10 protein-coding genes are annotated in these 12154 nt (G+C 46.9%); all 10 read right to left on the reverse strand.

The genetic code is table 11. The annotated features are described in order from the left end of the window. Positions 1 to 78: 78 nt before the first annotated feature. The 10 genes from BTA31_RS17855 to BTA31_RS17900 all read right to left on the reverse strand — a co-directional run bounded on the left by BTA31_RS17855 (position 79) and on the right by BTA31_RS17900 (position 12143). Positions 79 to 1281 (reverse strand): DHH family phosphoesterase, encoded by a 1203-nt coding sequence (locus BTA31_RS17855; protein WP_076793394.1) that lies wholly within the window; start codon positions 1279 to 1281, stop codon positions 79 to 81. 154 nt (positions 1282 to 1435) lie between these two features. After that, positions 1436 to 2194, reverse strand: a complete 759-nt coding sequence (gene pflA / locus BTA31_RS17860; protein WP_076793372.1) for a pyruvate formate-lyase-activating protein — start codon at positions 2192 to 2194, stop codon at positions 1436 to 1438. Between the two features lie 61 nt (positions 2195 to 2255). Continuing rightward, complete coding sequence (gene pflB / locus BTA31_RS17865) at positions 2256 to 4481, reverse strand: formate C-acetyltransferase (RefSeq protein ID WP_076793373.1); 2226 nt, start codon at positions 4479 to 4481, stop codon at positions 2256 to 2258. Between the two features lie 278 nt (positions 4482 to 4759). Beyond that, positions 4760 to 6259 carry a glycosyltransferase family 4 protein gene (locus tag BTA31_RS17870; protein ID WP_076793374.1) on the reverse strand — a complete coding sequence of 500 codons (1500 nt, stop codon included), beginning with the start codon at positions 6257 to 6259 and terminating at the stop codon, positions 4760 to 4762. Between the two features lie 134 nt (positions 6260 to 6393). Beyond that, positions 6394 to 7866: a D-alanyl-D-alanine carboxypeptidase/D-alanyl-D-alanine endopeptidase gene (gene dacB / locus BTA31_RS17875; RefSeq protein ID WP_076793375.1), complete on the reverse strand. Its 1473-nt coding sequence runs from the start codon at positions 7864 to 7866 to the stop codon at positions 6394 to 6396. 62 nt (positions 7867 to 7928) lie between these two features. Continuing rightward, positions 7929 to 8645, reverse strand: a complete 717-nt coding sequence (locus tag BTA31_RS17880) for an ABC transporter permease (protein WP_076793376.1) — start codon at positions 8643 to 8645, stop codon at positions 7929 to 7931. Beyond that, entirely contained in the window at positions 8642 to 9352 is a 711-nt protein-coding gene (locus tag BTA31_RS17885; RefSeq protein ID WP_076793377.1) for a fluoroquinolone export ABC transporter permease subunit, read from the reverse strand. The genes BTA31_RS17880 and BTA31_RS17885 overlap by 4 nt, the downstream gene beginning before the upstream one ends. Then, complete coding sequence (locus tag BTA31_RS17890; RefSeq protein ID WP_076793378.1) at positions 9349 to 10179, reverse strand: ABC transporter ATP-binding protein; 831 nt, start codon at positions 10177 to 10179, stop codon at positions 9349 to 9351. Before BTA31_RS17890 ends, BTA31_RS17885 begins: the two co-directional genes overlap by 4 nt. Beyond that, positions 10176 to 10778, reverse strand: coding sequence for a TetR/AcrR family transcriptional regulator (locus tag BTA31_RS17895; RefSeq protein ID WP_239693238.1), 603 nt, complete (start codon positions 10776 to 10778; stop codon positions 10176 to 10178). Before BTA31_RS17895 ends, BTA31_RS17890 begins: the two co-directional genes overlap by 4 nt. A 186-nt stretch (positions 10779 to 10964) precedes the next feature. Beyond that, positions 10965 to 12143 carry an NAD(P)/FAD-dependent oxidoreductase gene (locus tag BTA31_RS17900; RefSeq protein ID WP_076793380.1) on the reverse strand — a complete coding sequence of 393 codons (1179 nt, stop codon included), beginning with the start codon at positions 12141 to 12143 and terminating at the stop codon, positions 10965 to 10967. Between the last annotated feature and the right edge of the window lie 11 nt (positions 12144 to 12154).

The raw sequence follows: 12154 nt of genomic DNA on the forward strand, positions 1-12154 counted from the left end.
AAATCAGAACTTTCTGTTATTATATGCCGGAAGTTCTTTTTTGTATATGAAAAAACAGGCCAAGACATGTTGCTGTCTTTAGCCTGTCGTCTGTATCGCCTGTTTCACCTGCTGCATCAAATATTGGACAAATGCTTCATCCCTTGCGAGCCATGCAGCGTAATTTCTTTTAATAAACCGCTCTGCCTCTTCGAATGAAGTAAATGTCTCATGCTGAGTTACGCCGTTTAATTGAATGTTCCAGCCGTGTTCGCCAGGAAAGAGAAAAAACTGGTCTTCATCCCTGTTGATATAAAGGCTGCCGTAGTCAGACTCTTTTATATTATAGACGTTTTTAAAGGCATCCGCTCTCAATGGCTCCAGCGGAAACGGTTCAGCTACATACAGCTTGAACGCTTCATCTGTCAGCGGGCACCCCGCTGCCTTGGCATGGCCGCCTCCGCCGAACGTGCCGGCGATTTCTGATACATCTGTTTCATCATGGATGGTGCGAAGGCTCACTTTTTTGCCGCCCATATTTAAGATGGCGATATAGTCAAGGTGCGGATACGTTTTCCCAAGTTCGTTCCCTACCTCGGAATGATAGGATTCCGCATGCACGATGCCGACGCAGTGTGCATTGATGAAGGTCTGAACGATTTCCCGCCGTTTCCTGCGGATATACCGTTCAATTTTTTCTTCTTCCATATCCAAGATTTTTTCTTCGAATTCATCAAATGAAAACGCGTCGCTTTCTTTAAGGCGCCGGACCATTTTTTCCTCAAATTCGTCGATGGATACCATAAAAAACAGGTCATTCAGGCGTTTCGCTTCGAGTGCGCCCGTCTGTTCCCATTCCCATGTATCATAAAGGCGTACGAGTTCGACGAACTGATCCATCGCTTTTGTCTCTTGGATGTGGCCGTTGTCTATTAAGTATTCATAAAAAAGAGAAGTCGCTGAAGCGAGCCTGCCGTCCTCATATTGAACTTTTACCATGCCCCAAGAGCGTTCATTCAAATGAAGCGCAGTTTTATGGTGGTCGATGAGTTTGACCTTTCCGCCCGCTTCAGCAAATTGGTCCAGCCTTTCTTCATTGTCTTGATGAACCGACAAGTCCGTGATAAACAGGCCTTCATGCTGTTTTTCCTTGCCTTTTGTCCGTTCCAAAAAACGCCCGACTTGCATATCAAGTCCGGTGACCGAATTGTAGCGGACCTCGACCCGTTCGCCAAAAGCCACCTTTGCGAGAATTCCGCAGCCGACTCCGTCCAAGTCGTTGTGAGAATACAAATGATACATGCTTCCCGCCCACCTTGCTGTTTTATTGTCGGCCTGCCGCAGCAGGCGCATCTTTCTCATCTTACTATTGTAAAAAAGCGGATTTTTTATACAGTTGTGCGAAGACAAAAAGGACAGCTTCTTTCTTAGAAAAAGTCTGTCCGGTTAAAAGCGTTTATGTCTCTTGCAGCAAGGCTTCGCCTTGCAAGTGTGCGGTGAGCAGTCTGTATGCATGTTCGGCCCTGTCGGCACTTGGCGGTTCAACCCCTTTTAACGGATAATCCAGGCCAAGCGCCTCCCATTTGTAGACGCCGAGCTTGTGATAAGGAAGAACCTCCACCTTCTGAACGTTCGCAAGCGTGCCGATAAACGTGCCGAGGGCCGTTAAATCGTCATCAATATCGGAGATCCCCGGAACCAATACGTGACGGATCCAGACGGGAACTTGATGTTCAGCGAGAAACCGGGCAAAATCCAAAATGTGGTCATTCGGCATTCCTGTCAGGTTGATATGTTTTTTTCTGTTGATATGCTTGAGATCAAGCAAAACAAGGTCTGTATACTGGATCAGCTCTTTGATCTGCTCTTGAAATGCCGGCGCAGCCGAATAGCATCCGCCGGACGAATCGAGTGCCGTGTGAATGCCGAGGCTTTTGCATGCTTTGAACAGCTCGATTAAAAATGGTAATTGTAAAAGCGGCTCCCCTCCGCTCACGGTAATACCTCCGCCTGATGATTGAATAAACGGGAGATAGTGCTGAACATCCTGAACGATTTCAGAAACCGTCATTTGTTGTCCGGTTCCGATTTCCCAAGTATCAGCGTTATGGCAAAATTGACAGCGCATCAGGCAGCCTTGTGTGAAGACGACATATCTGATGCCTGGGCCGTCGACAGTACCGAATGTTTCGATCGAATGAATATTTCCATCCATGATGAAGATCACCTCTTTTTATGGAGGCGGAGCGCCTCGCTCGCGCTCCGCTTTTTGCTCGTTACATCGATTCATGGAAGGTTCTGCTGATGACGTCTAACTGCTGTTCTTTCGTCAGCTTAATAAAGTTGACCGCATAGCCTGAGACGCGAATCGTTAACTGCGGATATTCCTCTGGATGTTCCATGGCGTCGAGCAATGTCTCTCTGTTAAATACGTTAACATTTAAGTGATGCCCTGTTTTTGCGGCATATCCGTCAAGGATGCTTGATAAATTGGCGGCGCGGCTCTCTTCATCTTTGCCAAGCGCTTTCGGGACGATTGAAAAGGTGTTGGATATGCCGTCGAGCGCATAGCTGTAAGGCAGCTTTGCCACTGAAGACAGCGATGCAAGCGTCCCTTTAGTATCGCGGCCGTGCATCGGATTCGCGCCTGGAGCAAACGGTTCTCCCGCGCGGCGTCCATCCGGCGTATTTCCGGTTTTCTTGCCATAAACAACGTTTGACGTGATCGTTAAAATTGACATGGTATGAACGGACTGTCGATATGTCTGGTGCTTGCGCAGTTTTTTCATAAAGCGCTTGACAATGTCAACGGCGATCGCGTCGACGCGGTCATCATTATTTCCGTACTTAGGAAAGTCGCCTTCTGTTTCAAAATCGACCGCAATGCCGTTTTCATCGCGAATCACGTTGACTTTGGCATATTTGACAGCGCTTAACGAATCGGCCACAACGCTCAAGCCGGCGATCCCGGTGGCCATCGTCCGCAAAATTTCCGTGTCGTGCAGGGCCATTTCAATTCTTTCATAGCAATATTTATCATGCATGTAGTGAATGACATTGAGCGTATTGATGTACAAGCCTGCGAGCCATTCCATCGTCTGATCGAATTTATGCATGACCTCGTCATAGTCCAGCACATCGGAAGCAACCGGCGGCATTTCCGGACCGACTTGCATTTTATGCTTTTCGTCTTTTCCGCCGTTAATCGCATAAAGAAGCGCTTTCGCCAAGTTGGCGCGTGCTCCGAAGAACTGCATTTGTTTGCCGATTGCCATTGCCGATACACAGCAGGCGATTCCGTAGTCATCTCCGTATTCAGGACGCATGATATCGTCATTTTCGTACTGGATCGAGCTTGTTTTAATCGACATTTTGGCACAGTAGTTTTTAAACTTTTGCGGCAGCCTGACAGACCAAAGCACGGTTAAATTCGGTTCAGGCGCCGGGCCTAAATTGTCAAGCGTATGCAGGAAACGGAACGAGTTTTTCGTGACGAGGGCGCGTCCGTCGTGCGCCATTCCGCCGATTGATTCTGTCACCCACGTCGGATCGCCGCTGAACAGTTCATTGTAGTCAGGTGTGCGCGCAAATTTGACCAAGCGCAGCTTCATGACGAAATGGTCGACAAGTTCTTGGGCCTCCGGTTCTGTTAATACGCCTGTTTTTAAATCTCTTTCGATGTAAATATCAAGGAACGTGGACACGCGGCCAAGGCTCATTGCTGCTCCGTTTTGCTCTTTAATGGCAGCTAAATAGGCGAAATACAGCCATTGAAATGCTTCTCTTGCATTCGCCGCAGGCTCGGAAATGTCAAATCCATAGCTTGCTGCAAGCGCTTTAAGTTCGTTCAATGCTCGGATTTGTTCTGACAGTTCTTCACGAAGGCGGATGTTTTCTTCAGACATCACCCGAGAGGTGCCGGTCGCATCTTTTTTCTTTTCATCGATCAAAAAATCCACGCCGTAAAGCGCCACTCTCCGGTAATCACCGATGATGCGCCCGCGCCCGTAAGCATCAGGCAGTCCGGTAATGATTCCGACTTTTCGGGCGAGCTTCATTTCGTCCGTATACGCGTCAAACACGCCTTGGTTATGGGTTTTGCGGTAATCGGTAAAGATTTTTTCCACTTCTTCATTCAGTTCAAAACCATAGGATTCACATGCCTGTTTTGCCATGCGAATGCCGCCGAAAGGCTGAAGCGACCGTTTAAACGGCTCATCGGTTTGAACGCCGACGACTTTTTCCAAGCCTTTGTCCAAATATCCGGGACCGTGCGAGGTGATCGTTGAGACGATCTCTGTATCCATATCAAGGACGCCTCCGTTTTCACGCTCTTTTTTTGTCAAATCCATTACATGATCCCATAATGCCGATGTAGCTTCAGTCGGAGGTTCGAGAAACGATTCGTCACCTTGATATGGCTCAAAGTTCGAGAGAATAAAATCGCGGACATTGACTTCTTTTTGCCAAACGTTTGTGGTGAAACCTTTCCATTGTTCCATTTAAATCCCCCTCTTTTTCAAGTTGAAATGATATAACAGTTGTTGCATTTATATCTTATGTTGAATATAACAGGTTTGAATGTGATAAATATCACATATTTTGTGAAATAGTTAACAAATTTGAGAAAGTTCTTTGAACATCGCGTTTTTTCCTAATATAGGATGTTGTTTGAAGCCATTTTCTTATGTAAATCTGTATTATAATAAAATCAAATAAAAAGAAAACTGTTATATAAAAAAGCCGGCATAAAAGCCGGCTTTCACAAAAGTATTTATCATCAGCCGATGGATACGGTCTGATTGCCGAATGCTTCGATGGTGCTTTTCAAGACGTAGCGGCCTCGCGGGAGCTGGTGAAATTCATAGCACCCTTTCGAATCGATCGCTTTTGTCTGCAGCAAAACGCCTGACAGATCATAAACATGAATGTAATGTTCCTCTTTTTCAAGTTGGCTTTTGAGGTGTTCCGGGATTTCCCCGGCTATCGTGTACGCCGCTTCTGACGTTTTCTTTTCACCGATTTGATCGAGGATTTCCAGGTCCAGACCCTGTTCTTTTCGATGATTTTTGCGGGGCCGCTCTGCGCGTTTTTGTGCCTCGAATGTTTGATACAGGTTTTCGATCGACCTCATATGAACGCTGATATCCCAATGTTTCATAGCTTTTTGAAACGCTTGGCGGGCCAATTTTTGCCGGGCTTTGTCATCTTCGAGCAGCAGGCGCAGCTTTTCAGCAAGCGCTTCGCTGTCTGCCGGGGGAACAAGCAAGCCGTCCGCACCGTCGTCAATGATTTCTTTTATCCCGCCTACGCTTGCCGCCAGAACAGGTTTTGCGGAGAACTGCCCTTCCAGGATGACGAGCGGAAATGTATCGTGAAGCGACGGCAAAACAATGACATCACTAATATTCATTAAGTGGGGCATATCTTTTCGCTTTCCGAGAAAAGAGACCGCCGACGCGATACCGAGCTTTTCGGACAGGCTTTGCAGCGTTTCGAGCTCCGGGCCCTCGCCTGCGAGAAGGCAGTGAAAATCATCCCTTTCGCACCGCAGTTTATAAAGCGCTTCGATCAAGTAGCGGTGTCCTTTCACAGGTACGAGCCGCGCCGGACAGAGAATGATCTTTTTTCCTTGATGCGGGCGGTTTTTTGGGAGATGACTTTTCTTTTCGATAAAGGGTGTTTTTACAATTCCATACGGGATGACTCGAATGTTCGAAGGTGTCACACCAATTTGAATCAGCTCGTGTTTCAGCCATTCGCACGGAACGGCCACAACGTCTCCAGACATTGCGCCCAAACATTCTTCGATTTTCATATATTGTTGTTCCTGGCCGCTTTTCTCGTCATATTCCCCGGTAATCTTTGCTTCGTGATATTTAAAGTTATGGAGGGAAACGATTAAAGGCGTATGCTGGGGTTTGGAACGGGCCAGTGCTCTTGCCGTCATAAAATCGTGGCAGTGGATCAAGTCATACTTCTCTAGATCAAACTGTTTAACAGCTTGTTCCAAACTGTAGCGCTCCATTTCACGCCAATATATCCACAGGGGATATTTTGCGGTGTAAGCCGTTTGAAGACGATGAATCAGCTCATGTTTTAACCGGTGTTTATCGGTCGGCTGCTGATCAGCAACCTGAATGTTGAGCCACCGGGTATCGTGCGACATTAAATCGACAGAATGCCCTTTTCCTTCCAAGCTTTTTCGAAGTATATCAATATAGGTAGACGGGCCGTTTGTATGTGGGGAGTATCGATAATAAGCCAGCAAAATGTTCATATATTTCCCCCTGTCTGCTGTTAATCTTATAGAAAATGAATCTCTTAGCATTATATGGCCGCAGCTGAAAAAAGTACGCAGTGAATAGAAGCCTTATCAATAAGAAAACCCATTGCCTGTCGCAATGGGAGGTGTCATGAAGAAGCTAATATTTGAACGATTTTGTCTTCAATATCCTTTCCTTTCTCATCATCCACGAGCTGATTGAGGAGAATCGAGAAAATCAACGTCTTTCCGCTTTCAGTATCAATATAGCCCGACAATGAACTGACGGTTGAAAGAGAACCTGTTTTCGCCCTGACTTTGCCTTTTAGAGCCGGGTCTTTCAGCCGGTTTCTTAATGTGCCGCCGACCATTCTGTCGCTTTCCCCCGCAACCGGGAGTGAACGGGCAAACGACGGAAACCATCTCTCGTTTTGAACGGAATACAATAGCTTTGTGATCTGGTCGGCAGAAATCAAATTGATATGCGAGATGCCTGACCCGTCTCTGAGAACAATCTTTTCTGTGTCCATTCCAAATCCCTGCAGTTCTGAATTTAACACTTCCAGACCTTGATCCCAGCTTCCTTCACGTCTCACGGCCCTTCCCATTTCCTTGAGCAGTGTTTCGCCATGGCCGTTGTTGCTGAGCTTCATAAAGGGAATCATCAGCTCTGACAGCGGCATGGATTGATGCGCGGTGATACGGCGCGCTTTTTTTGGCGTTTTGCCGGTTTTAGTCTTTCCCATGATTCGAATGCCTTGTTGATGTAAAGCCTGTTTAAATAAATCGAGTGCATATTCTGACGGCTCCCAAACCGCAACCCATTGTCTGACCCTTGAAGCGCCTTGTGGAATCGTCCCTTTGATTTGGATTGTATTTCCGCCGTGTTCCCTTTTAATCGTAATATCTTTTTTTCCATCTGCAGCAACGGTCTTGGCATCGTTTTCGATTTTGATATGGTTTGTTTGCGGGGTGAGCGATACAGCGGGTTTTTTTCCGGTTTTGCTGTCAGGATTCACGTCGATTATGACCGTTCCGGCATCATAGTCTTCATTAGGCGAAGCCGTTAAAGCTGAGATCTGAGCTCCGTAGTATGCGTCTTCATCGGTCCAGGAAAGGTCTGGAGAGTAGCGGATCTCATCGTACCAGGAATCGTCGCCGATCAAGTCTCCCCTGATGACTTTGATCCCTTGTTTTCGGAGTGCTTCGGCCATTTGCTGAAAGTCCGCTGTCAAAAGTGTCGGATCGCCTTGTCCTTTTATATAAAGGCTGCCTTTGAGTGTGCCCGCGACTCGCGCTCCGTCTGCCAACACCTCTGTAGGAAAGGTATAGTCCTCGCCCAGGACGGAAAAGGCAGCTGCTGCCGTTAAAAGCTTCAGATTGGACGCCGGTCTCATCCGTGTATCGCCCATATGGCCGTATATCATTTTCCCGCTTTCCGCGGACCTGACGCTGATGCCTGCGAGCGCTCCTTTTAAATCAGGCTCGGTCTTTAACAGCTGATCGATTTGCTCTTTGAGCCCGGCGCCTTTTTCCCCGGCGGCCAAGCCGTCTATGCTGCCGGCCAAAGTCAATACAAAGATCATCATGATACACAGGCAAAGCTTCATATTTTTCTTCATCGGATATCCCGCCTCCCGCTTATGTTTTAATACTTTATTGCAAAGTGCGGCGGGTTATACTCCTATTGATCGGTTTTCATCAAAAACCTGCGGTATAAAAACAGCAGTATCATAATGTGCAGCACAACTCCGATGATGCCGAAAACGAGAACAAACCCTTCATGAGAAGTTCCCGCCAAGTACGTTTTCGCTGTCCAATAAGTCGGCGTGAAAACGCCGAAAAGCTGCCACGGCAAAGGAATAAAATAAACCGCGGCCGGCATGAGAGTGAGCAGGCTGAATCCTTTCATTAAAGCGAGCCCTTCCACTTTGTTCGAAGCATAGGCAGCTAAAAGCAGCGTGTAAATCGGGGCTTCAAGCGTGACCATGATCAGGACGAACAAAAGGTGCACAACACCAGGCGTCATTAAACCGCCGGACGCAAACAGCAAAATGCTGTAGCATAAAGTGAGTGCCATCGGCAGGATGAGACGGATCATGACATATCCGCGCTTCGACATGGGCGTCACGGCAAAATACTGAATCATATTTTCGTCGCGCTCATCAAGCAGGATAAACCCCGACATGACACCGAGAATCAGAGGAATGAACAGCATGGCAAGGCTCATGATCAAATGACGGTATGGGGTGATATTGAATTCCGTCAATTCAGCTGACAAAGGAATGCCTGTTGCAGTCACGATGATGAGCAGAAAAGGCGCCAGCCCGTAAAAAGCGAGCATTGAATCGCGTCTGATCTGTTTCATATCCCCGCGTATCAGCTGAATGATTTTCATCATCGCGTATCACCTCCGCCAAGCTTTAAAGTGATAAATGTTTGGAGTGAATGCCTCGCCCACAAATACGCGGCTCCGTTCCATAACAAGAGGACGGAAATCGCGTAGATGAGCTCCCACTGCTGAAGATCGGTAAATGCGGAACCCAACAGCATGAATGAGGCCCTTGACGGCAGAGCGTAAAACAGCGGGCTGCTCCAAATGCCCGCTACTTCAAACAAAGGCAGAACAAACACAAAGGTGCTCAAAGAAGACAAAAAGAAAAATCCATTTAAGGTTTCGCACCGCACCGCCAAACCTAAGCCGATCATCGTGAAGAAAAATGAAGTGAAAAGCACGCCGCAAGCAAACAAACCGGAATGTGTTCCAAAGCCAAACACGCTGCTGTGGATGAAAATGCTCGATCCGAGAGACAAAACGGACAGGGACGCCGTTTTGGAAAGAATATACTCACTTGCACTTAGCGGCGTTACAAACAGGCTGTCAAGGATGTTTTGCCCTTTCTCAAGTAAAACAAGGCCCCCGATGAAGAAAAACCCCAGAACGCCCGGATCTGAAAATGTCAAAGCAATGTTAGCCGCCTCCCTGTATTCAACCGGAAGAAACTGCAATACGGCGATATACACCGTGCTGATCAGCAAATAGGCATAATAAAAACCGTGCTTGAACTGAAGTTTGATATCGTGGGAAATCGCTGATAAAATCCTCAACTTAAACGCCTCCCCGTCACTTCGATAAATATGTCTTCAAGCGACGCTTCTTGGGAATGGATTGTTTCCACAGGGTGTTCCTTGATCAAGTTCAAAAATTCCGGGCTGCTGCCGATCTGATCAAGGTCGAAATGAGCGGTTTCCAACTGTCTGTGGCTGCGGTACTCCACTTTTACATGCTTTTTTCCTTTTTGCACTTTCAAGGCGCGCGGAGAATCAATCAAAGCCACGCGGTCGCAGATTTCTTCAGCTGTTTGCATGTGGTGTGTTGTGATCAGGATCGTCTTCCCCTCCGCCTTTTTATTCAGAATGAGCTGTTTTAATTTCTTGGCATGAACGGGATCGAGGCCTGAAGTCGGTTCGTCTAGAAATAAAAGATCAGGCTGATTGATCAGGGCTCTTGAAAAATTCAGCCTCATTTTCATGCCTTTTGAGTAGGCGGATACTTTTGTCCGGCCGTAATCTTCAAGGCCCGTTAAAGCGAGCAGCGCTTCCGGCTCCTCGGTTTCAGATGCATACAAGGAACGGAACAAATTTAAGTTTTCCAGCGCAGTCAATCGTTGATAGAAATTCGGAAATTCAAAGGCGACGCCGATTTTCTCATAAAAGGAGCTGCCGGCTTGGTTCAGTTCTTTTCCCATCACAGAGACCCGGCCTTCATATTGCTTTAAAATACCGATTAATATTTTTTGAATCGTGCTTTTTCCGGCGCCGGACGGCCCGAGAAATCCAAAAATTTCCCCCTTTTGAATCGAAAAATCGATCCCTTTCAATACAGGCGTTTTTTGTCCGGGATATGTGAAGCGAAGCCCGCTGACTTCAATCATGAGCTTTCATCCTCCTTGGCCGAAAGCCCCTGTCCGATCAATTCGATAAGCAAATCCATCGTTTCTTCGTAACGATCTTCCCCAATGTTTGTTTTTTGAAAGGATAAAAGAACAACGGCGCGAATCACGCTGATGATCGTCTCCGGTTTTTTTCTGACAAGCCGGCCTTTTTCCTGGCCCATTTCAATTAAAGGCTTGAAAAAATCTTCGTCGCTGGCGAAATGCGCCTTAAGCTTTTCTTCGGGGAGTTTGCGGAAGAGCGTCTCCATTAAGTTTTCATCATAAACTTGGCGAATGTACGGGTTATGTTCCATCACCGTCAGTGCTTCACGCAAAAACTGTGCAAATGTTTTCCCGCTTTCAGAAAATGAGGCTTCAAGCTGGGCGCGGATCTTTTTTTCTTCCTGCTGCAAAATCTCAAAATAAAGCTCCTCTTTCGAATCGAAAAATGTATAAAATGAGCCTTGGGCAATCCCTGCTGAGGCTGTTAATTCACCGACGCTCGTTTTCTTCAATCCAAGCTGTGCAAAAAGCTCTCTTCCGCTTTGCACTAGTGCTGAACGGATCGCTTCCTTCTCTTTTTCGGTAAATTTGGGCACAGACATCTCTCCTCAATCCATAAACATATGAATAATTTTATTTTATATTCATATAATGCGCTGCGATTCCGCTCTTGTCAATATATTTTGGTTCAAATTTACCACAATATTTTCATTTGCCCGTCAAATTTAAAGCAAAAAAAAGCACCACTTATAGTTTAAACTATAAGTAGCGCTTCATTTCCATTAATAAGCGAGGCTGAACAGACCTTTAATATGGCTCAGGTAGCGGACGTTGCTTGCTTCTTTCATCAATGAAGCAGGCAGGCCTTTAAGAGATGTGCTGTTCGCGCCGATTACGGCAACTGCGTCTTTGCGGCCAAGGCTTGCAAGCGTACCTGAGTTAACAGGGCTGAACGTTTCCATTGATTTGTTTTCTAAGTATGCATACAGGTTGTAGCCGATCAGCTCGCCCATTTGCCATGCGATTTGAGCTGTCGGAGGGTACGGACGGCCATCCGGACCGAAGACAACGGCGCTGTCTCCTGCAACAAATACGTCTTCATGTGATGTAGATTGAAGGAAGTCGTTTACAGTTGCGCGTCCGCGATTGACTTCAAGACCTGAGTCGCCGATAAGCGGATTGCCTTGAACACCGCCGGTCCAGACAAATGTATTCGTGACGATTTTTTGCCCGTCTTTCAAATCAACAACGTTTCCTTCTACATTTGTGACAGGCAATCCTGTCAAGAATTCAACGCCGCGTTTTTCAAGGCTCTTTGTCGCACGTTCGATCAGCTCATCCGGGAGAACCGGCAGGATTTTTGGACCGGCTTCAACAAGCTTCAGCTTGATTTCTTTCGGATCGACACCGTAGCTTCTCGCAAGGTTCGGCATGATATCGGCGAGTTCACCGACAAGTTCGACGCCTGTGAGTCCGCCGCCGCCGATTAAGATTGTAGCATCAGCTTCGTTTTTCGTTTTAGCATATTCGCGCACGCGCTCTTCAACATGCTTGAAGATTTTGTTTGCATCGTTTGCAGATTTGAGCACCATGCTGTTTTCTTCAAGTCCCGGAATGCCGAAGTAAGCAGTAACAGAACCAAGACCAACGACAAGCGCGTCATACGTTAGGGTAGAGCCGTCAGAAAGAGCGACTTCTTTTTTGTCAACTGAGAAAGAGTTGACTTTGGCGATTTTAAGATCGATGTCTTTTCCTTTGAAAAGCTTTGCAATCGGCATCGCAACTGCCTGTTCTGACACATTGCCCGCAGCAAGGCGATGCAATTCTGTGATGATTTGATGTGTCGGGTATTGGTTAACCACTGTGACTTTTGCTTCTTCTTTTGTGTAGTGTTTGCGAACTGTTAAAGCAGACAGTAATCCGCCGTAACCAGCGCCTAAAATGACGATATGTTTTGACATCGTGAATCCTC

Origin of the sequence: Bacillus haynesii (assembly GCF_001969855.1) — a bacterium.
GTDB classification, from domain to species: Bacteria; Bacillota; Bacilli; order Bacillales; family Bacillaceae; genus Bacillus; species Bacillus haynesii.

Bases quoted from the DNA above. Each gene is read 5' to 3' on its own strand.
- BTA31_RS17900 (WP_076793380.1), bottom strand. From the start codon at position 12,143: ATGTCAAAACATATCGTCATTTTAGGCGCTGGTTACGGCGGATTACTG.
- BTA31_RS17870 (WP_076793374.1), bottom strand. From the start codon at position 6,259: ATGAACATTTTGCTGGCTTATTATCGATACTCCCCACATACAAACGGC.
- BTA31_RS17890 (WP_076793378.1), bottom strand. From the start codon at position 10,179: ATGATTGAAGTCAGCGGGCTTCGCTTCACATATCCCGGACAAAAAACG.
- pflB (WP_076793373.1), bottom strand. From the start codon at position 4,481: ATGGAACAATGGAAAGGTTTCACCACAAACGTTTGGCAAAAAGAAGTC.
- pflA (WP_076793372.1), bottom strand. From the start codon at position 2,194: ATGGATGGAAATATTCATTCGATCGAAACATTCGGTACTGTCGACGGC.
- dacB (WP_076793375.1), bottom strand. From the start codon at position 7,866: ATGAAGAAAAATATGAAGCTTTGCCTGTGTATCATGATGATCTTTGTA.
- BTA31_RS17880 (WP_076793376.1), bottom strand. From the start codon at position 8,645: ATGATGAAAATCATTCAGCTGATACGCGGGGATATGAAACAGATCAGA.
- BTA31_RS17855 (WP_076793394.1), bottom strand. From the start codon at position 1,281: ATGTATCATTTGTATTCTCACAACGACTTGGACGGAGTCGGCTGCGGA.